Source organism: Paenibacillus sp. MY03, assembly GCF_002165585.1.
Classification (GTDB): Bacteria; Bacillota; Bacilli; order Paenibacillales; family Paenibacillaceae; genus Pristimantibacillus; species Pristimantibacillus agaridevorans.
Genome location: NZ_MXQD01000045.1, coordinates 21,181 through 45,319, shown reverse-complemented (window position 1 = coordinate 45,319; position 24,139 = coordinate 21,181). Strand labels below are relative to the sequence as shown.

Below are 24,139 nucleotides of genomic sequence, written 5' to 3'. Positions count from 1 at the left end.
ATATCGCATAAAATGAAGGTATCTGGACACGCAAGGAGTCGAAATGGATGCCTACATTGCAGGATATCGCCAATATTGCCCAATGCTCCAAGGCAACGGTTTCGCTGGCCTTGTCCAATCATCCACGTATATCGGAAAGCACGAAATCCAGGATTCGCAAAGTCGCGATCGAACTGGGGTATTTGCAGACCGAACCGGACAATGATGATGTTGTTGCAAGCAAGCAGACCGCGAGCAGAAGATCGATCGGCGTGCTTTATATCGCGGAGGACTCACATAAGAGCATCGGGCAGGGTTTTTTCCGCGAAACCTTGATGAGCATTACTCAGGAAGCCTCACGAAGCAACAGCAATGTCGTTATAATCGAGGTAAAGTCCGTTAACGGGCATATCACGGAGGACGAATTGTGTGAGAAGGTATACAACTCCGGCGTTGACGGCGTTGTCGTTATCTGCTTCCGCAAGGAATTGCACGGGTTCAATACGCTGATTGACCAACAGTTTCCGATAGTGTTTATCGGCGATCATACGATTGCGGACCGCGACGTCAAGTTGCACACGGTCATGACGAATAATCATGATGGCGGCAAGGAGGCGACCGAATACTTGCTTGGCTTGGGTCATTCCCGAATCGCGCTGGTCACAAGTCCGACAAGCACGGAGCGAACGAATGGGTATTTTTCGGCCATGCGGACTGCCGGGCATAGCGTCAGCGACGAGCATACGATGATCGTGTCGCCGCCCTATGAGAAGAATGACGGACGATTGCGAATGCTGGAAGAGCAGGACTTTACCGCGATCTTTGCCACTACGTCCTTGGCCGGTCTAATGGTTTTGCAGCATTTGCGAGTTATTGGCAAACAGATTCCCGATGATCTATCCTTGATCGTTTTTGACGATTCGGAGTCTTTCCAGATTGAGAGTCCTCCCATTACCGTAATGAAGCAGGATTTGGAATCGCTTGGCACATACGCGGTCAAGATGCTGCTGGATATAACAGATCAGTTGTCTCCGCTGCCTAGACGAGTGGCGATATCGGGGCGACTAATCGAGAGGGCCTCGTGCCGACCGCTGCATACGTCTTACAAGGCGAAACGTTAAAAGAAGTTGACTCATCAGCCATTAGGGAAAATCGAAGGGAGGCCTGTTCTGTTTGAGAACAGGCCTCCCTTTTTTATGCGCCCAAGGTTAACGCGTCCAATAAATTAAACTGTTTACTGATTCTTATTGAGTTTTTGACGATGTTCTATTATAATTTTGGTAAACATGAGTTAAACATTTTGTTGCAATAGTTAACAATAGGTGAACAATGGTTTGAGCCAGACAGGAGGTCATGCACAGCATGAAGGAACTAAACGTTGAGGTACTCGTTGTCGGCGGAGGCACAGCAGGCGTATCGGCAGCTCTTGCCGCTGCCGAAGCGGGAGTGACGGTATGCCTCGCAGAATTCGGCAGCGGTGTCGGAGGCGTGGGCACCCATACCGGTGTTCATGTCTACTACTTGGGCACCCATACCGATATGCAGAGGAAGCTGGACAGGGAGGTACAGGAGATTGCCGGGAATTTGGGTGGGAAAGTGAAAGGCTTCCATCCCGAGGCAAAAAAAATTCGCCTGGAAGAACGGCTTGCGCAAAACGGCGTGACCATTCTGTACGATCATGTCGCGGTACAAGTGATCCTGGAAGGCAAACGAGTGACTGGCGTGGTGTTTGAGTCGCCGTATGAGGTTCTCCGCGTCGAGGCGAAGGTCGTTCTCGACTGTACGGGTAACGGCGATATTTGCGCGCTGGCCGGCGCCCCTTTTGCAAGCGGACGAGAATGGGATGGCGTAATGCATGCGTACTCGCTGCCCCCTCGTTATTTAAAGGAAGAAGCGGAGATCGCGGATTTTCTGAACTTTGACGTGGGGTGGGTGGACTCGTCAAGCGCCAGGGATGTTTCCCGTGCTTTGCTGGAGGCTCGGAAGGTGCTCTGGGATTTGCCGGAGCTGGGCGATGATCGTTTGATTGCCGTCGGCTCGCAGCTTGGCGTTCGCGAAGGCAGGCGCATTGTCGGGCAGTATGTCCTGACGCTGGAGGACCTTGCATTGGACCGTCGATTCGAGGATGTCGTCATGAGATGTTACACCCACTATGATAATCATGCATTGGACCTCGCCAATGAAAGCCGGTTTGCGCAAATATGGGAAGGCGTGATCGGCGCTTGGAAGGATCGCATCGGATGCGATGTGCCTTACCGCAGCTTTGTTCCTGTCGAAACGGACGGACTGCTGATCGCTTGCCGGGCATTGTCGATGGACCATGACACCGCAACGTCCTTCCGTATGCAGCCGGATATGCACTGCGTCGGCGAAGTGGCCGGAACGGCGGCGGCCCTCTGCGTGCAAAGCGGTCGTCTCCCGCGCGATCTTGAGGTGCCCGCCCTGCAGCGGCGCCTGATTAACCGCGGCGTGTTGAAGAAGGATGATCTTGTCAGGCAGAGCGCCCCTTGGCTAACGCTGGACGACGACAAGCGAGCGCAGCGCAACTGGACGCTGGAAACGGTGAGGCGGCCGGAAGTGCAGCGGCGACTGATCGAGGCACTGGGAACCGAGCAGGAAGGACCAGCTATATGGTGGCTGTGGAAATCGGGAGAAAACGTCATTCCGCTGCTCAAGGAGACGTTGGCCAAGTCGGAAGGCAAGCAGCAGAGAGGCGCAGCGATGGCGCTTGCTCTGCTGGGAGACCGCGCCGGATCGTCTTGTTTGGTTCGGGCGGTTGAGGAGGAGGCTATGGATGCTCCTCCCGGGTTTGAGCGCTTTATTCCCCCACGTTGGATTGCCTGTCTCATTTTGCTTAAGGAGCTGCGGGAGGCGTCCTGCCTTGAGGTGATGCTTGATCGATTGCAGCGGAGAAATCCGACGGCGCGCTTGGCGGCCTTTTCACAAATTCTGCACGTGCTGCACTATCTGATCGCGGTAAGCGAGCAGATCCCCACGGATACACTGGCAAAGGTGAAGCAGGCCGTGAATCAATTGCTTGCCGAGCCCGAGCTGGGGGAAGATTGGCAAGTCAATATGGAGCTGGACACTTCAATCCGCTGGAATATCGAGATGACGGCAGCTTACTTGCTTGCGCTGCTCGGAGAAGATAATGGTTATGTCATACTGGACGGCTATATGACGGACGAGCGCGCCTATGCGCGGAATATGGCCCATCGGTTGAAGGCGCGCCTGCGGCAGAGGGTCGTGCCCCAAGACGAGAGGACGGAGGTTCAACATTGAAGCAGGCAGAAAATTCATCCATAGCAGACGAAGCGGTTTACGGTGAGTATGATGTTATTGTATCGGGCGGCGGACTGATTGGGCTTGTGTGCGCAACGGCAATGGCTCGCACGGGACAACGCGTTGCGCTGGTCGAAAGAAGGAATGCGCTCGGCTGGGAGATCGGGCGCGCGCGCCGAATGTTTGTCGAGCGGGATCAGGAGCATGCGGCCTCTCCTTATGTCCGGGAGTTTCTGAACCATATGGATGACAGGCCAGGACAGAAGAAAGGGTTTCATGCGCCGTTTGCCGAACTGATATTCGATCGCTGGGCGATGGAAGCGAAGGTGGATGTCCTGTTTCACAGTTGGGCCGCGCGGATCGCCGAGGAAAGCGGGCAAGTGGTCGGCCTGTACATTGGGACGAGAGAAGGCTATCGGTTATTGAAGGCTCCTTTAGTAATTGAAACCGACGAACCTGGCCGACTCATCGATACGGATTATATCCGCAGGCAAATCTCGCAGCCGGTCGTACGCTCGTTGCTGCTTGGAGGAGTTGCGTTGAACGAGATGAAGGAGATGCTGCTGCCCGCCGGCAACAGGGCGATCCTTCGTCCGTTATCGTCCAATCAATCACGGGCGGATATCGAACTGAAGGCCGACGCGACGGTAAATGCGAATCATGATTATTTCGCGATGATTGATCAGGTAATTGGGCATATCCGTGAACAGGTCGATGGCGCGGCAGACGCCAAAGTCATTTATTTGGCCGAGGAAGCATGGAGGTTGCCTGAATTTCAATTGGAAGAGGGCTTTTTCGAGGGTGATGCCCCCATTGGCCGGTTGCTTGCAAAGGAACAGAGGGCGGAACGCGACGCTGGAAGGGATGTCCAGTCGACAGTCGAACTGCTTGCCGGACATATGATTTGCTCCCGCAGCCGAGGATTGCTATTGGCTGGTCCTTGGATACCCTGTTATTTGGCGGCTTCTTCTGATTCGGAATCAAGAGCTGTGCTCAACCGCTTTCTTCTTGGAGAAGCTGTTGCCGCGTTTGCTTTGTCCCATTCCTAAGTACGAATATAAATCAATCTTGGAATCCGAGAGGCCCCGCATATCGTAAGGGTCTCTCTTTTTTCGCTTGTGAAATGATATCATAGGTTATCGGTACAGGGAGTTGAAGTCACACGTATAATATAACAGAGTGGGCAAATCGCATGCTGCACAACTCTACTAATGGATCCGAGCACCGTTTTTAACAACACTATTGACAGACCCGAGGAGAGAGAGCGCATGAATTTTTTGAAAATATACTTTTCACGACTTTATTTGCGTCGAATTCTGTTGTTCGTAATGACATCTTTGCTCGTCTTCCTCACGGTTTTCTCCGTTTTCCTATATCTTTGGGCTGAACGAACCTCTCTTGAACTCCAATATAATGCCAATAAGAAAATCATTTCTCAAATTAGCAACAATTTTAACTATGCGAATCAAATTGTAATGAACCTGGCTCTATCCGTTTATTACGATGATGATCTGGCTCCTTTTATCTATCGGTCATCTACGGAAGATCTGGTGAGAAAGTCTTCCAAGCTTGTAAAAATCGTCAGCACGTACTCCTTTCTAAACTCTATCGTTTATTATAACGGTCCCAATGGAGAGTTTTACACGGATAATGCGCGCAATAGCACAGTGGATAACGAGGTGTTGTTCGACAAGATCGGTCAATATCTGCATGGAGATTTGAAGCCTGCCAAGATGCAGTTTATTCCGGTTTCCTATGCCTTCGGAGAGGACTCGGGGTCCGGGGGGCAAGTCGACTCGATTAGCTTTTTTATGTATGAAGGCTCCGAATACAAGGCCGGGGAAAGCGCATTAGTATTGAATATAAACCCCAATTGGTTTCTTGAAAATATCAGTGGGCTCTACGATGACTACTCCAATACTGCCATTTATCTCGGTAAAGGGGAGCGGGAAATCGTATCCTTCAGCCCGAATGAGAAGCCTCTCTATCAAGAGCTCTATTCTTTGGTATCTGAACACAGGCTGAAGACCGGGAGAAATGTAGATTATTTCGTCGCCCATCATGACAATAAAAAACAAATTATTACTTATCGGATCGCAAGCAACTCGAATTGGGACATTATCAATGTTCAGCCATATGACGACATTTCGCGGCACTTGAACAAATTAAAATACGGTTCGATTGTTATCCTCGGCCTGTTTATTTTGCTTTCTTTTGTTGCCTCGATCTTGATCGCTCAGAAGCTGTATCGCCCCATAGATACGCTGGTCAAACAATTTAAAAGCCCTGAGAGCGATCGGCATCAGGAATCCAAAGATGAATTCGGATGGATTATGTCATCGTATAAGGGAACTCTGAATCACTTGCAGTTGATTCAAAACGAGCGGGCAGCTCAGGTCAATATCGTAAAGCAGTATCAATTGCGAAGGCTGATCTCGGACAGTCCCGCCTACAGATTGGCGGATTATACAGAATGTATTTCGCAGCATCAGCTTAATCTCAGTCCCAATGGAAATATCATACTTGCCGTGTTAAAGCTGGACAACCATAGAACGCTCGGGATTAATTTAAGCTTATCGCAACGCAGGCTTTATCAATTTGCGGTTCTGAATATTGTTGAGGAAATATTGTCCAAGGATTTATTATGCGAATCCGTCGAGATGAGAAGCGAACACCTGGTCATTCTAATGAGCACGAAGGACGGGATTTTCAAAGAAAGCGATTATTCGCTTATTATTTCGCTAATCTCATCGGCTCAAAAGGTTGTGAATGAACTATACAAGGTTACCTTCTCGGCAGCGATCAGTGAGCCATCCGGAGACTACATCAACCTTTCAACCCAATATAATCAGGCCCAGCAATATCTGGACTATAGAATCGTACATGGAAACAGCTCCATTCTCACGTATGATCTGGTCAAGACCAATATCAACTCGGAGGAGCTTGTATTGCCTCTAGACCTTGAAAAAAAATTCTCGGAAAGCATAAAAGCCGAAAAGCCGGATTTGATCGAGGATTATTTGGAGCAATTGTTGGAGCGAATTGCCGGCTTTCGATACGATAATATGATGTATGCCATGCTTCGTCTAGTCGTCTTGATCGGACAAGCGATCAAAGAAATCAATATGAATCGAATCCAGCCGATCCAATTCGATTTGAATGCATTGAACCTTCAACTTCTGGAACAAGAGACGCTTGAAGACTGTAAGAGAGTTCTTCTGCAACCGCTTGATCGGATGTCGGCCGTTCATGCGGGGAACAGCGTAAAGTACGATATACTTGTCGATACCATCAAGGATTTTGTTCAACAGAATTACATGGATTCCAATCTCAACGTTCAAAGCATTGCATCCGCTCTTAAAATGTCTTCCGTCTATATCGGGAAAATATTCAAAAATTCAGAAGGAGCCAGCATGATTGATTATTTGAATGATGTTCGGCTTGAGCAGGCTTTACACATGCTTAAATCAACGGATTTTAATATAACCGAAATTATGGAGCGCGCAGGTTATGGGAATCAAAGCTACTTCTTCCGATTATTCAAGAGAAAATATGGCGTGACCCCCAAAGAATATCGTCTCAAAGGACAGATGGACCAATGGACAAACGGACATGCGGACAAATGACGAATGATGTTGAAATAATACATGTCCAGAGTATGCAAAACATTAATTAATACAGTGTTCAGAGCGCGGCGAATCTGTAAAAATTCATATTGAAGTCAAACAATCTCAGGGAGGTCATTGGCGTGGTGAAATTGAAAACGGTTAAAATCACAGCCGCACTATTAAGTACTGTATTGCTGCTAGGTGCTTGCGGGAGCCCGGAACCGGATTCCTCGGAAAAACCCGACTCTACAGAAAAAGCTTCAACTGAACTGAAGGAAGTTGAATTGACATGGCATTATCCGTTGGTTCAACAGCAGAGCGACCAGCAATTAATTGAAGACGAGGTAAACAAAATTACGAAAGAAAAAATTAATGCAACGGTCAAGCTGCTGCCCATCGATATTGGAAACTACGGGCAAAAACTGAATACCGTAGCGGCTGCGAGGGAGGATATCGATCTGATCTGGACGGGTTATCTGTTCAATTATGAGCAGAATGCGCGCAAAGGCGCCTTCTTGCCGATTGATGATCTGTTAGCTCAATATGCTCCTAATCTCATGAAGGACGTTCCGGAATATGTGTGGGACGGTCTCCGAATTGACGGGGAGATTCACGCTATTCCGAATATGCAATTAAACTTCTCGCAGAATGGATTGTTGATCCTAAAGGATCTGGTTGATAAATATAACATTGATGTCAGCAAAATCAAGACATTCGAGGATATTGAGCCCGTACTCGAGATCATTAAGCAAAACGAACCTGACATGATACCCTATGGTGGATTTGGCGGGGATTACTATCCTTATATTAATAACTATTGGTCCGTGGGTCCCTACTCTTATGTGAAAAGAGACGATTCCTCGCATACGATTGTAGCGGATCTTCCCGAGAAGGATGCCGTTCTGGAATTGTATCGCAAATGGCAGTTGAATGGCTACTTTCTAAAGGATGCCGCTTTGGCGAAGCAAAACGACTATTTGTCCAAAGGGAAAATTGCGGTAAACCCGACAAATACCTTAAAGCCAGGGGTGGAATCGGATGCAAAGACGTTAAACGGAGGTTTAGACGTTGTGGCTGTTCCGATATCGGAGGTGTCTACAAACGGCTGGCCGAACACATCGGATACCGCGATCGGACGGTATTCCAAAAATCCTGAGCGGGCGATGATGTTCCTTGAACTGCTCAACTCCGATAAAGAACTGTATAACCTGCTGTCTTACGGGATTGATGGCAAGCACTATGAGAAGGTGAACGACAATCAGATTAAGGTGAAGGCGGAAAGCGGCTATAACCCGAATATAGGCTGGGTATTTGGCAATACGTTTAACGGTTACGTCAGGGACGATCAACCGGCTGACATGAACGAATTAATTAAAAAGGAAAACGAAAATGCAACGGTAAATCCCTATGGCGCATTCCGCTTCAACAGCGATCCTGTAAAAACCGAGCTTGCCAATATCAAGGCTGTGCAGGATGAGTTTGACAAAGGGTTATACACCGGCTCGTTCGATCTTGACAAAGTACTGCCCGAGTACAAGTCTAGACTCGAGAAAGCAGGGAAAAGCATTGTGGTCAATGAAGTGAAAAAACAATTTGACGCGTGGCTGACGGCAAACGGAATGAAGAAATAGCTTATAGATGCTTTCGAAGAGGTCCTGCACCTGCAGGGCTTCTTCGGATAATGAACCACGGAAAGCCAAGATAAGGAGATTGAATGCATGAATGAATGGAAGCATTTTAAAAAGAATCACGAGCTATTTTTGCTGTCGCTCCCAGGGATCCTTTACAAGCTGATCTTTGCCTACGTGCCGATGGTCGGAGTGATTATTGCCTTCAAACAGTATAGGTATGACCTGGGGTTATTCGGCAGTGAATGGATCGGCCTGAAAAACTTTGAGTTTTTCTTCAAATCCGATGTGGCGTTCAGAATTACGCGAAATACGATCCTATATAATTGCGGTTACATTCTGCTTACCATGGTTGCCGCTTTAACCTTCGCCATTCTGCTGAATGAAATATCCAGAAAATTCTTAAAATTCTATCAAACCTCGATGTTTTTGCCGCATTTCTTATCCTGGGTGCTTGTCGGGTATATCGCTTATGCGTTTTTTAATTATGAATATGGTTTACTGAACAAAATTTTGGCGGCTTTAGGATTCGATGAGATTTCTTGGTATCAGACTGCGGGCGTATGGCCCTATATATTAATCGTCTTTCACTTATGGAAAGCTGTCGGCTTCAGCATGCTCGTTTATTATGCGGGAATTATGGGGATTAGCCCCGATTATTATGAAGCTGCCCGAATAGACGGCGCTACAAGATGGCAGATGGCTTTGAAGATAACGCTGCCCATGCTTACGCCGCTCATATCGATCTTGTTGATTCTTTCCATCGGCAGTATCTTCCGCGGAGATTTCGGCTTGCATTATTTTATTCCCAATAATTCGGGCTTTATCTATTCGACTACGGATGTCATTGATACGTATGTGTACAGGGCGCTCAGAGAGCTGGGCGATGTCAGCATGTCTGCCGCGGTCGGGTTCTATCAATCAATGGTAGGATTGGTCCTGGTACTGACTTCGAATTGGATTATCAAAAAAAATAATCAGGATAATGCGCTTTGGTAAAGGAGGGCGAATGGAATGACGGAATCTCATAGGCCATCGGTAGTCAACATTGTCATTAATTTAGCTTTCATTATCCTGTCAATCGTTATTATATTACCATTTGCGCTTGTGGTCATTGTGTCGTTGTCGAGCAATGAATCCGTATTGCAACAAGGCTACTCCTACTTCCCTTCGGAATGGAGCTTCGAAGCTTATCAATATATTCTTACAACGCCGGATATAATCCTTCAAGCATACGGAGTTACGATCTTAATCACGGTCATTGGGACAGTCTGCGGTCTGTTGCTTACAGCGATGACGGCGTATTCGATCTCGCGTTCGGATTACCGCTATAACCGTATTACGACCTTTTATATCTTTTTTACGATGTTGTTTGGCGGCGGGCTCGTACCATTCTATATTCTGATCACGCAATACTTGCATCTGAAAGATACGATGTGGGCCATGATTTTGCCGCTTCTGCTGAACCCGTTCAATATTATGGTCATGAAGGGATTTCTTTCGGAAATACCCAAGGAAATTATCGAATCCGCCAAAATGGACGGGGCCCGGGAGTTCCGGATCTTTTTTACAATTGTACTCCAGCTGTCAACGCCTGCCCTTGCCACTTTAGGGTTGTTTATCTCCTTTGGCTATTGGAATGAGTGGTTTAACGCCATGCTCTTTATTGACAGCAACACATTGGTGCCATTGCAATTGCTTCTCGTAAGAATTATGAATACCATCGAATTTCTAACCACAAACTCAGAGTTCGTTTCTCAAGTCAGCATTAATATGCAGGATTTCCCGACGGATTCTGCGCGTATGGCGATCGCCGTATTGGCCGGCGGGCCTATGCTCGTTATTTTCCCATTCTTTCAAAAGTATTTTGTGAAAGGTCTGACTGTAGGTTCGCTTAAAGGCTAATCATCCATGTGTGTGAACAAAAAATAGGTTTTGGGGTGTTGCTCCTATGACTGCCGGAGTTATTCAAATCGTCGCAGATCGAGAGACCAGCTATGACTTGCCTCCGCTCAAGATTAACGAGTATGGCGAAGACATCTATGGCGTGTCCTTCGAAGTTAGAAGTACGCCTTCCGTCACCATTCATGCGGAGGGATTTGCCGTATATCAGGCCGATAACCAATGCTTGCAATCCGAAAAAGTAAGAAATATGCATTATGACATGCAATTCGAGAAGGACTGGAATCGGTTAACGGCTGATGAGGAATGGCGAACCATGCGTGTAGAAGCGTTCGTTAAATCGAATGCCGCAGCTCTTGTCTATACGCTCAAATTGTTGGGTACAGGCGACGTATCGATCCGCAATCTTGTATTGGTGAAAGGCGGCTTTCCCGACAACCCGATGATGGCAGGCGCTCCTTACCTGGACTGGGTTCAGAATCTGCAGGCCTATCCCGAATACGAACGCCCCTTAAGCGCGCTGAAGGTAACAAGGGATGAATGGCCACAACATCTTCAAGGGTATATGGAACTGTCGCCGGATACGCTCTATAAGCTTGTTCCGGAGCGCAGAGGACTTGGCAAATATCATAAAGATTATACATGGGACCCGCGGGAGCCCGATGTGATTCGCAATCGGACGACCGGCGAGATGGTCGATTATCGGAAGGAATTTCCCGTGTCGGGCGAGGAGGAGGTGCGGTCTCCGTCCGGCAAGACGTGGATGTATACGTATCATCTGCGGCATCGACCGCGAGCTGTCGAGGACATTTATATGTTTGTCCCCGCCTATCCCGGACCTGACGAACAGGACTTGATCCGATACTTCGATCCCGAGTTCGAGAAAATTTATTTGGACAAATTTATGGTCAGCACCCGGATGGAGTGTTTCGACGAAGCGGCGCTGGTACTAGCGCAATACTATACCGCCATGGGGGATATGGAGGCGGGCTTAAGAGCCGCAATTATACTGCTGAAGCAGATGCAGCATATTCGGGACTGGCCCCTCTATGGATATCCGGACTGGAATTATAGAAATATCGAAGGTTTCTTCCCTCCGGACGATTATGGGAGATGGTTTGCCTGGATTGCCGACGGATACCGGTGGTACACCGTTGCTGCGGGCAACCAGTTGGCGAAGCTGGTAACGGTATTCGAGCATATCAAGGATGATCGCGTGTGGAGCCATGTCGCCGATACGATTGGAGTGCGCGAGGGCAGAAAGGCCGTTACGGATGGGATATTGCATATTATGCGAATGTCCTTGAAGATGGATGCTTATCATCGAACGCACAGCTGGAAATTTCTTCATAATACCATGGGACTGCAATTGAAAGGATTCGTAACCGCCGGGTTGTCTATCGGTTGTCCGGAGATCATCCATTACGTCATCCGTAAAGCGCAGTCGGCTTTCACGTATTTATTTATGGCTGACGGCATGTTTCCCGAAAGCGTATCGTATTTGCATGACGTAGCCGGTCAAATCGGCGATGCGCTTACGGACATTATTGGTTATTCGGATCCGGCAGGTTATTCGGGAGCCTATGATAACCAAAGGATATACGCGTTCGCCCCTGAAGAGGAAATACCAAACTATCGCGCCGTTATGTTTTTATGCAATCGGCGATTATTTTATCCAGACGGTTCCGCGATGACGATTCATGATACCTGGGCCGAGAGTCAATATAGCCAGTATCATATCGAAGGGCATCGAGATCATGAAGTCAATGAGCCTAATCCTCTTCGAAGCGATACCGCGGAGCCGTTCCTCCTCCCGGAATTCGGTCATGCCATCCTGGGAAGCGGATCGGGACCCGATTGTATGGAAGGGCATTTGCACTACTCGGGGCACTATAACCACTCGCATGAAGATATGCTGAATTTCACGTTATGGGCCTATGGGGATGAGCTCGCATCCGATCTGGGCTACTCCCATCTGGGGGGATATCAGAAGACCGCAATATCTCATAATCTGGTCGTTATAGACGGGAACAATCAAAGCTGCGATTCCAGGGGCGGAAATCTGCTGCAGTGGCATGCGCCGCATGAAAGCACCATGTTTATGCAGGCGGAAGCGCCGGGAATTGCTTATCGCGCAGCCGGAACATACAGGCGTGCAATCATTGGCATACCGATAGGCGGAAGCGGGCATGTATTCCTGGATCTGTTCGAGGTCAAGGGTGGAAGCCGTCACGAATGGATGGCCAACGGTTGCGCCGATTATTCGCAGCTCGCCCATATGAGTCTCGAACCCTGCTTCTGGTTAGACAATCTTGACGAGCGCGGCACGCCGTTTGTTTCGGAGAAAAGCAGTGTAGCCGGTTCGTATTTCGAAAAGCCGCTGCCTTCTGACGGCGAAGAAGCCGGCAGTCATTATTATGGAGCATTCCGAAATGTGAAGAAGTATCGGAATGACAAGCCATGGCAGTTGACCATGACGGCAGCGTGCCCGAACGGCGAGGAGTTTCCGGGTGCGGGCGCCAGAGCGAAGTCGGGCGAAGAGAAACCTGGTTTGCGTATCCACTGGCTGGCTTCCGGCGAAGGGGAAGTGTTGTTGTGCGATGCACCAAGGCAGCGATACAACAAGGAACTGACGCATTTGCAAGAAGCGATGGACAACTGGACGGAGAATGTGATGCCCAAAGTAATCGTTCGAAGAGAAGGCGAAGAGCTGGAGAGTACGTTCGCGGCGCTGTGGGAGCCGTTTCGGATTAAACCCGTAATACGGAGCTGCCAAAGAATGATGGAAATGAACGAGAAGGACGGGATTGGCGTTGTTATCGAATCCGAGCAAATGACTGTTCATGTCCTGTACCGCAACCCGGACAGCGAACGACATATCTCCGCGCGCGACTTCGAGACGGATGCCGCATTGCTGACTTGCAGGGAGATTAAGAGAATCGATGGAAGAGAACGATGCATTGATTTGTACGACGGCACGAGGTTGAAGCTGGAAACGCTGACATTGGAGCTTGTGCCATGGGACAAGCTGATCTTGCATGCGACGGGAACGGATGAGGGCGGCCATTATTTGCTGTTGGAGGGCAGTCTGGAGGGCTATCCCGATGAGCGCGACAGGCAGCCTCATAAGGGGAAGCATGTTGCTCTCTCTCAAGCCGGACAACCAACCCGGTATTTGCCGGTCGAGAAGCTGATTGCACTGGGACATCAACATTATAAGATGTATATTGCCCGGCACATTGGGTTTGATTACGATCCTAAGCAGCAATTGGCGCATGAAACCTTTTTTCCGCATCGAACGCTTCGAGGTCCCATACAAGTTACCTTGCCAACCTCGTTACATGCCCGAATCGTTGAGGATGGTCAACATAAGAAGCTTATGCTACGTTCGGAGTCGGATGTGATGGTGTCAATCCCCGAACTCGGTCAACCTGCGAAAGTCATTCATTGCAGTCATGCCGGGGGAGACTGGAAGGAGGTGATCTATTAAATCAACCAATTCAAGGCAGCTTGGCTTTACATGCTATGAAAATACCCAATTGCTTAAGGAGGCGAATGATCAGTGAAACGAAGAGTCTTTATTTTCTTGCTGGCCCTGACTTTGATATGCCCCTCATTCCTATTTCCGTTCGCAAAAACCGCCCATGCGGCAGATAGCAGCACGTGGTATAAAACGACGGATACTAGTAATGTCGATTGGTTGATGTTGACGACGAACGGCACTACTAACACGATGGGAGTAGCCCCTGCAATCTTTTCATTAGCGGACATGGTGCTTGAGATGGATGTAAAACCTGTTACGAATCCAATCTTTCCGAATTGGGCGCATCATGAGATTTATTTTGGTTATCAAGATGTCAACAATTATTATTATATCACCGTCCATGGCGGCTCTGGCGCAATCGGTTTATACAAAAAGAAAAATGGCACCGCCACGAAGCTTGCGGACAGCAGTTCACCCAGCTTGAAACATGCCCTAAATACATCAAACCGTTATAAAATTACGGTTTTGTCCGGCGCTATCCAGGTATTTGCAAATGATACCCTTTTACTTTCCGCAACCGATTCTGTGTTTACCAGTGGAAAGGTAGGGGTTGGCGTAGCCGGGTTTTACAATACACCACCCAGTACAGTAACGACTTTGACGCTTGCCATTGGGGGCTTTAAAGTATCGGACAGCACGGGTGCGGATCTGGGAGGAAACATATTTGTCGGAGGGTTGGCCGACTGGACGTTTACCGTACCCAAGCTTGATTTGAATCGGTTCGAAGAGCATTTTGTCTATACGAACGGGTGGGAAGTGCCAGCTGATGCCGAGGGTTGGGCGACGAACGCTAGCGGACTGGGAGCAGGTTATAAAGCGGAAGTGCACAATCAGAAGCTCTACATCGAATCGGCAAGCGGCGGTTCAAGCGGATTTTATATCAAGAAGACGCTTGCCGCTCCTTATTCCGCCACCAAAGTTATTATCACTTATAAGCTGCATGTCAACGAGATTTCGGGCACAAGCGAGTTGTTCCCCGGCATTATTGGTTCAACGGGCACCGGGACTATCGTTCCTCAATTCAGATTAACCGGTTCCGGCGAGTTGGAGGCGATGAACGGCAGTACCGCAACGATCGTTACCGAGCTGCAAGCCGGGCGCGAGTACGAGGTCTGGCTGGTCATCGATACGATCTCGGGCCAACAGGATATCTATATCGGAGACGACGACGGCAACAATGTCATCATGACGAATCAGACCGTTGCCAATCCGGTAGACTCGGTTCAAGGCATTGCTTTCAATGTCGCTGGGAAAATTGTGTTGGATGATCTTGTCATCGAGGAATACAATGCGACGACAGCTGCCCGTCTCCAGCAGATTTTTACGCAAAATGCGCAAAGCAAAGTCGATCATCTGCCTGATCTGCAGACCCGATTGCCTCAAGGCATACTTCTGTCATTGTATTCTTCCGACGTCTATGCAGACGGAACCAGAACGAAGCTGAACGCCGACGACGATACAATCCTGCCAGTCGTGCAGAACGGCGACGTGCTGCTTCCGAAAGACTTTGTGACGGCAAAGCTTGGCGCAACATCCGTGACGGCCGAGACGATCCAGGGACGCGATTATGTCTCCATACAGGCGGTAGCCGCCGAGAAAAACCTATATGTATGGAACAATGGCACGTTGTATGCCGTCAGCGATGACGCTAATCTGTTCACGGCCGGGGATGTGAGCCTCCTGACCGGCATTGAACAGACGTTCGGCATATATGTATCCCCGCAAGGGAGCGATACGAATAACGGAACCTATCACGCGCCTTTCCTAACGCTTGAAAAAGCAAGAGATGTTGTAAGGCAGCGGAAGGGCGCCACGGGCATTCCGGCCGGCGGCATCACCGTATACCTTATGGGCGGACAATATTCTCGCAGCAGCACGTTAACGCTCGATGCCTCCGATTCGGGAAGGGCCAAGGCGCCAATCACGTACAGATCCTATCCGGGGCAGAGCGCCAAGCTGTCGGGAGCGAAGACGATTCCTTCCAGCGCCTTCTCCGCGGTTATGGATCCAGCCATCGTAAGCAGATTGAAAGACGGATATGCAGGCAAGGTCATCCAGGCGGACTTGTATGCATTAGGCTTCACCACTAACGAGCTCGGTTCGATCCAACGGACAAATTCCAATACTCAATCGCTCCCGGACAGCACGGCGCTATATATTGACGGTACGAAGCAGACGATTGCCAGATGGCCGAACCAGGGATTCGTCACGACGGGCCCTGTCTCCGTTCCCGGAGCGACTGGATCCGGAGCCGTGTGGCAATACAATGAACAGCAGCCGAATTCATGGGGGCAAGCGGATCAGCTGTGGGTGGAAGGCTATTGGTTCTGGGACTGGTACATCGATTCGATGCGGGTTACCGATGTGGACACCACCGCTAAGACGATAGCCGTCGAGCAGACAACGCCGTACGGGGTTGCGGAGGGCAAACGTTATTATGTATTCAACCTGCTCGAAGAAATCGATATGCCCGGTGAATGGTTTCTTGACAGAACGAACGGCATCCTGTACGTGTACGCGCCTCATGACATTTCGCAGAGCGATATCCAGTTGTCCAGTCTGAATACGACGTTAGTAAAGATGACGAATGCCAGTCATATCCAATTGATTGGCCTTGATTTCGCGGATACGAATCATCGGGCTATCGAAATGACAGGAACCGATTCGATCTTAATCGCGGCCAGCACGTTCCGCAATATCGGCGGGAAGGCCGTTGTCATCGAAAGCTCGCTGAATGCGGAAGTCGCTGATTCTGACTTTACCAATATCGGCAAGGGGGGCGTCTCCGCGACAAATGTTGGATATCGTCCGACGCTGGCTCCGGCCAATATTCGAATTCGCAACAATGTTTTCACACGATTCAGCACTGTGAGCAAAACAAGTTCCCCGGCAGTCGGGATTAGCGGGGTTGGCATTACCGTTCAGAACAATGTGATGAATGAAGCGCCTCACCAAGCCATAGGGATTAGCGGCAACGATAATGTCATTGAAAACAATGAAATTTATTCGGTTGTCAAGCAGTCCACCGACGCTGGCGCCATCTACGGAGGACGCGACTATACGAACCAGGGCAATGTGATCCGGAATAATCTGGTGCATGATATTACCGGCTTGCATGGCGGAGGCGCTCATGCCATTTATCTGGATGATCAATTGAGCGGTATTCACGTGACGAGCAATATTTTCTTTAATAACACTTCATCCGTCTTTATCCACGGCGGAAGGGATAACGTTGTCGACAGCAACATCGTGGCTAATTCGGTTAATTCCGCCTCCTCCATCAAGCTGCTCAACTTAAGCGGGGGAGAGGCCAATCCGTTGGTTCAACCGCCGAGCGGCACGTTATATACGAGATATATGGCCATGCCGGTAACTAGCGATCTCTGGGTATCGCGGTTCCCAACACTGACTAATCTATTTTCTGACGAGCCTTATAAACCGAAATACAATACGTTTACCCGCAATGTTCTGTTTCACACAAACGACATTGTCGTGCCGGATTCGGCGCTGCCTACGGGGACATTCACGAATAATACGACGGTGACCGATGCAAGCTTGTTCGAAGATGCGGCGAATAACAACTTTAATCCGCTGGGCGATTTTGGCATAAACGGATTTACGGCGCCCATATATAACGAGATCGGACTCAAGTTGAACGCCTACCGAACGTCTTACCCCGAGATTGCGGGTTTCAAGCTCATCTATCCGCAGAACAATGACGTAGAGATTCCGGCCCAAGGAATAACGCTCATGTGGGAGCCTGCCATCGGCGCAAACCGTTATCAGGTCACTGTGGCTACTGACAGCTTGCTTACCGACGTCATTTATGAGGGAGAGTCGCTAGAAAATTACTTGAAGCTAGATAATCTGGAATACGGCGCCCAGGACTATTACTGGAAGGTTCAGGCGATCAGCGACTCGGCCTTATATCCGGATAGCAAGGTTAATGATGCAGGCACGGCTCATTTCACGACGGCCCTGAACGAAGTGACCGACAACTACGAGCTTGTGAACAAAACCGCAGAAGCAGAAAACCTGCATGCCGCTGCGGTTGTAGGGACCGATCCCGGTCAGTTCCCGGCAGAAGCATTAACGGAGTTTCAACTGGCGATTGCCAGTGCCAACGCAGTAATCAATGATGCTAACGCTACTCAGAGCGAAATCGACTCCGCCCTCGCGACGCTTGTTCAGAGCGTGGCGGCTTTTAAGAGAAAGCAGGTTCAAGGCTTAGTCGATCTGGAACAATTATTGACGAACAGGTCCAACTGGGTGGCCGACGATCCCAACTACTTCTCCACGACGCCCGAAGGCGGATTGACGTTCTCTCCGTCAGGCAATGGTTATGCGGGCTATAATTTGAAAGTGCCTAATTATGCGATCTGGGGCTTCCAGGCGGGATTCGATTTCACAAACAACATGTGGCAAGGTTTTTCTCTCCGGTCGCAAAGTATATCGGCAGCTCCCTGGACCACGACCAGTTATTTATTCGTTGCCAAGAACAATGCTTTTGAATTGCAGCGTTTCGGACCAACCGGAGCGTTTCCGGAAGGAGTCCTCACAGTCCCCAACACTTTGGTAACATCCGGTACGGAACATTCCGTTCAGTTTGGAGCGCTGGATGTTGAAGATGGCGTTCGTCTAATTGTCAAGATTGACGGAACAACCATCTTTGACTATCTGGATAGGAACGGCTACATCACGGATGAAGGCTACATTGGCATTGTTTCCACTGGATCGGCCGTATTGACATTGAATCCGTATTGAGACCCGGACGACAATGAGGAGCCTCCAGCGGCGGTGTTGTCGGGTAATAACACAGTCAATGCCGGCACCTCCTTCACGTTGACTTACGGATTGCAGAGTGTGACCAACTCCGTTTACGCGCAGGGGTTGACGATCCAGTACGATCGGGCAAAGGTGGAGTTCGTGTCGGCGGCAGCGGTGACGGACCAGATCACCATCCCAAATAGAATGGCAAATAGGTATACAGAGGATGGCAGTGCTGCCATCCTCTATCCGTCAGAAGAGGAGCATGCAAGGATGCCCCGAATAAGCGAAAGCGATAATATGCTGACGATTTCATCATGTGAATAACGAGTAGAAGGAGTTGCGGTCATGCGATTTGGAACCATGTTACCGGCGCCCAGAAATGGCGGATTTAAAATGGAAGGCTATTGGGTTTGGTGTGGTTCTGTCATAAAAGGCGACGACGATCGATATCATATGTTTGCCTCGCGATGGCCAAAGGAGCTGCCCATGCACCCTGGCTGGTTGGTCGCGTCCGAGGTCGTGCGTGCGGTTTCGGATTCTCCTGAAGGGCCATATCGATTCGAGGAGGTTGTTTTACCATCCAGGGGAGCGGAATATTGGGATGGAAGAAGCACTCATAATCCGCAAATAATCAAACATCAGAACACTTACATTTTATATTATATGGGAACGACGCATCCCTTTATGGATGCAACGCCCGATACGCAATTGGAGCTTATCGATCCAAGGATTATCGTAGCCCGTTCCAATAAGCGAATCGGAATCGCCGTGTCGAGCAGTGTATTTGGACCATGGGAGCGATTGGATCATCCAATCTTGCAGCCAAGGCCAAGCAAGTTCGACAACTTCTTTACTTCCAATCCGGCGCCATGCATCCATGAAGACGGATCAGTCTTGCTCGTGTATAAAACAAGAACCTATAAATCAAGGCCATATTCCACTTATTTGCACGGAGATACCATGTTATTGGGAGTGGCTCGGGCCAGCAGCTATATGGGACCTTATGAGGCCGTAACCGACGAGACGATATTCCCTTCCGAGACATGTAATGTGGAGGATCCGTTTATTTATCGTGTGCCAGGCGGGTATGAAATGATTGCAAAGGATATGACGGGCCATACATGCGGTGAGCAACATGGGGGTATATTCGCAAGATCGGAAGATGGGGTGAAATGGGAAGCGGTTAAGGGGCAACGATCCTATTCACGCACAATTACGTGGGACGATGGAACGGAACAAGTTATGGGAAGCTTGGAAAGGCCCTTTATTTTGTTTGAGGAGAATAAACCCACCCATATGTTTTTTGCGACGGCTGACGGCCCTGGCGAATTTACAAATGCATCCAATACTTGGAATATGGTTATTCCTTTGCAAACGACATGATGATTATTTGCAAAAACAAACCGTTTTCGGCGTCGAGCAACGTTTCTATTGCATGACTGATGGAGGAGAAGAGAGAGGATCATGGAATATACCCTTTTCGGCAATACAGGTTTGAAAGTGTCCAGGCTTGGTCTGGGCGGAGCGCCGCTGGCAGGAGATTTCGGCGAGACGGATCAAGAAGAAGTGCAGCGTCTGATCCACGAAGCGATCGATTCGGGTATCAACTTCATCGATACTGCCCCGTTGTACGGTAAAGGCGAGTCGGAACGGCGGATCGGCAAAGCGCTGGCAGAAGGCAGACGCAACGAAGTGATCATCGCTTCGAAAGTCGCGAAGTCCGATCCCCGCTATGACTATGAAAGCACGATTCGCTCCGTAGAAGAGAGCCTGCGGAGATTGCGAACGGATTGGATTGACATTCTGCAACTGCACGACATCGAACATCAGCCGTATCACCTCGTGATGAACGAGACGATTCCGGCGCTCCGCAAGCTGAAGGAGGATGGCAAAATTCGCTTCACCGGCGTGACGACCCGCGAATTGCCGTTGCTCATGGCCTATATGAAAACAGGCCAGTTCGATGCGATTCAGTTCTACGCCCGATACATGCTCATCGACCATACCGCGAAAGACGAAGTGTTGCCTCTGGCCAGGGAGACCGGGCTCGGCGTCATTAACGGAAGCGTGCTGGGCCTGGGGCTGCTCGCCGACACGGTCGTCGATTTCCTTGACAAGGACATCGTGGAGAAAGCGGCCGAGCGAGTGGAGAAATTGAAGTTTTTGCGGCGAGCCGAGCCGAAAGGGTTGGTCGAACCGGCGATGCGGTTCAGCCTGACAAATCCGGACATTCACGTCACGCTCACAGGTACGTCAAAAGTCGGTTCGCTTCGCAAGAACCTGGCTGTCTGCGACGGCAAGGGACTGGAGCCGGCAGATCTGCAACGGGTATATGATTTGTTCCAAGGACGGCCTTTGTTCAATTAGAATGGGGGGAAAGAAAATGAATCAAATCGATGAAGATCTCCCCGAAATCCGTGCATCAACACGCGTCGTGCCTCCCCAGTGGGCGTTGCAGGAGCAACTGCTGTTCGAGACCCTGAATAAAGCGGCGCTAGAATTCGTCTCACGGTACACACATCCGGACGGCTCGCTTATCTGGTTCGAGCATTGGCCGGGCATGGACGGGTCGGATGATCCGTATGAAGGGTTCATGAATCTGGCGCTTCTGTATGTCTTGGGCGGGAGCAGCGAATTGCACGGAGCAGCTCGCCGAATATGGGAAGGCATCACGTGGCAGTGGACGGAATACGGGCAAATTCACCGGGATTTCGACGCATATTACGACTGGATGCACCATGGCGAAGGTTACTTGTATTTGTATTTCCTGGGGCTGGCGGGTCCGGCTACGATGAAGGACCGCCAGCGCGCCAGAAATTTTGCAGCGATGTACACGGGCGATGATCCCGAAGCGCCGAACTACGACAGGGAGCTGAAGCTGATCCGCTCGCCGCTGAACGGCAGCCGCGGCCCGAGATTCGCAGTGAACGAAGAGGATTGGAGCACCCATCGGGGCATTCTGGACGATTATGTTGCGCCGTACGAAGATATTCCCGGCGTCGATTTCGCAAGCGGCAAATGTGCCTGGTCGAATGACGAAGTGTACAAACACTTGATCGCCAAGATGAACGAACGGATGAATCGCGGCGACGTACCGTTGAATCTTAATGCTACGGGCTTAGTTACGCATGCTTATCTCCATTCCGGAGACGATCGATTAAAGCAGTGGGTCGTTGAATACGTAGCGGCATGGCAAGAGCGCGCGCGGCTTAACGGCGGCATTATTCCCGACAATATCGGACTGTCCGGCCGGATCGGGGAATACAATGATGGCAAATGGTGGGGCGGATATTACGGCTGGCGGTGGCCGCACGGCTTCATGACCATCATCGAGCCGCTGACGAATGCCTGCATGAACACGGTGTTGCTGAACGGCGACATGAACGGGATGTCACTCGCGAGGGAGCAGCTCGACCGCAACTGGGAACTGCGCGAGGAGCGGGACGGCAAATGGGTCGTTCCATACAAGCACTTCGACAGCGGCTGGACGGATTACCGCGAAGCGTTGCCGAAATATCCGATCTATCTATGGACGACGTCGATGGCGGATGACGATTTGGAGCGGATCGAACGGATTGCGAAGGACCATGACTGGAACATGGTGATCGTGCCTGCATTCTCCGGAAGGGATCCGCGGACGGGGCGCGAGACAAAGCACTATATCGGTAATACGCTACCGTGGTACCAATATATTAGAGGACTGAACCCGGACTATCCGGAACGGATTCTGAACGCCAATTACGAGATGATCGGCAACCAGTTGGCCAAGATGCGCGCTCCGGAAGGCGATCCGCATAACTGGGTCGAGCATTATCATGAGGGGATTTACTCCGCGATTCATATCTGGCAGGAGATGTGTCCGCTTTATTTCGAAGGGCTCGTGCAGCTAACGCTCGGCGGGCCGATGCATATTTCGCATGGCGGCCTGCAGCATGGCCGCGTTCGTTACTTCGATGTAGACGCGAAGCGGCCGGGCCTGCCTAAGGGGGTATCGGCCCTGGTAGAGAAGCTGACGGCCGATTCGGCGACCGTGCATCTGGTCAATACCAGCTTGTTTGACGACCGGAAGCTGATTGTGCAAGCCGGCGTATTCGGCGAACATCGATTTATCGCCGGCGAGGTTATTGATGCTTCCGGACAAGTGGCCGGAACGGTTCCTGTCGAAGGGAAGTGGTTGCGCGTATCTCTGCCCGCAGGAACCGGCATCGTCTTGCGGATATCGATGGAGAGGTATGTGAATGCCCCCTCGTACGAGATGCCGTGGCCTTGTGAAGGGAACGAGCATGTCATAAGAGGACGGATCGTGCCATGATGCTGCAAGAGGGCCCTGACATCCAGGGCCCTCTTGCGCAGCTCACTCCCGCGATTCATGGCATGGATCTGGATACAGCCGTTCGACTTTATTGATGAGCCCTCACGCTAGTGGAGCGGCGAATGATAAGCTCGGGCTGAATCATTGTTATCCGTGGAGGCGCGGTTTTCCCCTCGATTCTGTCTAGCAATATTTGAACGGACTCCATACAAATTTCCGGAACAATCTGCCTAACGGTCGTTAACGAAACATCAGATATCGAAGAAAATATCAAATCATCATAACCTGCGACAGAAATATCCTGTGGAATCCGCATTCCGAGCTCTTTGATCGCCTTCATCGCTCCAAGGGCCATAATATCGTTGATCGCCATGACGGCATCCGGCCGGTCGGTCCCGTTGAAATAATCCAATACGGCTTTATACCCGGAATTAAAGTCGTTTCTGCTGCATTCGACAATATGCAGATCGTTCAAATCCATCCCCGCTTCCGAATAGGCCCGCTTGCAGCCTTCGATGCGAAGTTTGGATAAGAGCACATTCTGATTAGCGCTCGCGAGAAACATAATCCTCCGGTGTCCGAGCCCGATCAAGTATTCGGCTAACAGAAAGGAGCCCTCGGAGAGATCCGTCATTACGGAATCACACGTCATCCCTTCGTAATACGTCGTCGAAAATACATAAGGAATTTGATTGGATTCCAAATGCGCAAATACAGAAAAGTCGCCGCGCATTACCGGAGCGGGAATGACAATGACTCCGTCTACACGCTGGCGGATAAAGTTTTCAATAATTTGATTCTCCGCCTCTATATCATCGTTGGAGACGGAGAGAATCAGATTGTAGTGAAACTTGCGCAAATATTGATCGATATAGTTGACGATGCTGCCGAAATACGGATTCTGAACATCGGTAACAACCAGTCCGATTGTATTGGTTTTGCTGCGCGCCAGTCCGCGCGCAAGGCTGTTGGGGATATAACCCATTTGCCGTGCCGTATCCAATACTTTCTTCTTCGTGTCGGCATTCACTGTCTTCTTGTTGTTCATCGCCAGCGAAGCCGTTGCTTCCGATACTCCCGCCTTTAGAGCCACGTCTTTTAATGTAACCATCCG

14 protein-coding genes are annotated in these 24,139 nt (G+C 50.0%); 13 read left to right on the top strand and 1 reads right to left on the bottom strand.

Going from position 1 to position 24,139, the window contains the following annotated elements; all coding sequences use genetic code 11:
• Positions 1 to 47: 47 nt before the first annotated feature.
• From B1748_RS27840 to B1748_RS27780, 13 genes are all read left to right on the top strand, one after another.
• The gene (locus tag B1748_RS27840; RefSeq protein ID WP_087571225.1) at positions 48 to 1,100 is read left to right on the top strand and encodes a LacI family DNA-binding transcriptional regulator; all 1,053 of its coding nucleotides are present in this window, start codon (positions 48 to 50) and stop codon (positions 1,098 to 1,100) included.
• 241 nt (positions 1,101 to 1,341) lie between these two features.
• Entirely contained in the window at positions 1,342 to 3,261 is a 1,920-nt protein-coding gene (locus B1748_RS27835) for an FAD-dependent oxidoreductase (protein WP_179215867.1), read from the top strand.
• A complete protein-coding gene (locus tag B1748_RS27830) occupies positions 3,258 to 4,310 on the top strand; it encodes an FAD-dependent oxidoreductase (RefSeq protein WP_087571223.1) in 1,053 nt (350 codons plus the stop codon). The genes B1748_RS27835 and B1748_RS27830 overlap by 4 nt, the downstream gene beginning before the upstream one ends.
• Positions 4,311 to 4,736: 426 nt before the next feature.
• Positions 4,737 to 6,887: a helix-turn-helix transcriptional regulator gene (locus B1748_RS27825; RefSeq protein WP_179215866.1), complete on the top strand. Its 2,151-nt coding sequence runs from the start codon at positions 4,737 to 4,739 to the stop codon at positions 6,885 to 6,887.
• 122 nt (positions 6,888 to 7,009) lie between these two features.
• Entirely contained in the window at positions 7,010 to 8,500 is a 1,491-nt protein-coding gene (locus B1748_RS27820) for an ABC transporter substrate-binding protein (RefSeq protein WP_143810393.1), read from the top strand.
• An 87-nt stretch (positions 8,501 to 8,587) separates the two neighbouring features.
• Positions 8,588 to 9,496, top strand: coding sequence for an ABC transporter permease (locus B1748_RS27815; RefSeq protein WP_087571220.1), 909 nt, complete (start codon positions 8,588 to 8,590; stop codon positions 9,494 to 9,496).
• A gap of 15 nt (positions 9,497 to 9,511) precedes the next feature.
• Entirely contained in the window at positions 9,512 to 10,402 is an 891-nt protein-coding gene (locus B1748_RS27810) for a carbohydrate ABC transporter permease (protein ID WP_087571219.1), read from the top strand.
• A 46-nt stretch (positions 10,403 to 10,448) separates the two neighbouring features.
• On the top strand, positions 10,449 to 13,889 hold the full coding sequence (locus tag B1748_RS27805; protein WP_087571218.1) for a heparinase II/III domain-containing protein: 3,441 nt from the start codon (positions 10,449 to 10,451) through the stop codon (positions 13,887 to 13,889).
• A 72-nt stretch (positions 13,890 to 13,961) separates the two neighbouring features.
• On the top strand, positions 13,962 to 18,707 hold the full coding sequence (locus tag B1748_RS27800; RefSeq protein WP_087571217.1) for a right-handed parallel beta-helix repeat-containing protein: 4,746 nt from the start codon (positions 13,962 to 13,964) through the stop codon (positions 18,705 to 18,707).
• A 33-nt stretch (positions 18,708 to 18,740) separates the two neighbouring features.
• Entirely contained in the window at positions 18,741 to 19,037 is a 297-nt protein-coding gene (locus B1748_RS27795) for a cohesin domain-containing protein (protein ID WP_087571216.1), read from the top strand.
• Between the two features lie 21 nt (positions 19,038 to 19,058).
• A complete protein-coding gene (locus B1748_RS27790) occupies positions 19,059 to 20,096 on the top strand; it encodes a glycoside hydrolase family protein (protein ID WP_218781663.1) in 1,038 nt (345 codons plus the stop codon).
• Positions 20,097 to 20,177: 81 nt separating this feature from the next.
• Positions 20,178 to 21,080: an aldo/keto reductase gene (locus tag B1748_RS27785; RefSeq protein ID WP_087571215.1), complete on the top strand. Its 903-nt coding sequence runs from the start codon at positions 20,178 to 20,180 to the stop codon at positions 21,078 to 21,080.
• Between the two features lie 16 nt (positions 21,081 to 21,096).
• A complete protein-coding gene (locus tag B1748_RS27780) occupies positions 21,097 to 23,025 on the top strand; it encodes a DUF8034 domain-containing protein (protein ID WP_087571214.1) in 1,929 nt (642 codons plus the stop codon).
• An 88-nt stretch (positions 23,026 to 23,113) separates the two neighbouring features.
• Here B1748_RS27780 and B1748_RS27775 read toward each other — a convergent pair whose 3' ends face one another.
• A complete protein-coding gene (locus tag B1748_RS27775; protein ID WP_087571213.1) occupies positions 23,114 to 24,136 on the bottom strand; it encodes a LacI family DNA-binding transcriptional regulator in 1,023 nt (340 codons plus the stop codon).
• Positions 24,137 to 24,139 lie beyond the last annotated feature (3 nt).

Coding starts and splice junctions, on each gene's coding strand:
- B1748_RS27840 (WP_087571225.1), top strand. CDS start 48: ATGCCTACATTGCAGGATATCGCCAATATTGCCCAATGCTCCAAGGCA.
- B1748_RS27835 (WP_179215867.1), top strand. CDS start 1,342: ATGAAGGAACTAAACGTTGAGGTACTCGTTGTCGGCGGAGGCACAGCA.
- B1748_RS27825 (WP_179215866.1), top strand. CDS start 4,737: ATGAACCTGGCTCTATCCGTTTATTACGATGATGATCTGGCTCCTTTT.
- B1748_RS27815 (WP_087571220.1), top strand. CDS start 8,588: ATGAATGAATGGAAGCATTTTAAAAAGAATCACGAGCTATTTTTGCTG.
- B1748_RS27810 (WP_087571219.1), top strand. CDS start 9,512: ATGACGGAATCTCATAGGCCATCGGTAGTCAACATTGTCATTAATTTA.
- B1748_RS27805 (WP_087571218.1), top strand. CDS start 10,449: ATGACTGCCGGAGTTATTCAAATCGTCGCAGATCGAGAGACCAGCTAT.
- B1748_RS27790 (WP_218781663.1), top strand. CDS start 19,059: ATGCGATTTGGAACCATGTTACCGGCGCCCAGAAATGGCGGATTTAAA.
- B1748_RS27785 (WP_087571215.1), top strand. CDS start 20,178: ATGGAATATACCCTTTTCGGCAATACAGGTTTGAAAGTGTCCAGGCTT.
- B1748_RS27780 (WP_087571214.1), top strand. CDS start 21,097: ATGAATCAAATCGATGAAGATCTCCCCGAAATCCGTGCATCAACACGC.
- B1748_RS27775 (WP_087571213.1), bottom strand. CDS start 24,136: ATGGTTACATTAAAAGACGTGGCTCTAAAGGCGGGAGTATCGGAAGCA.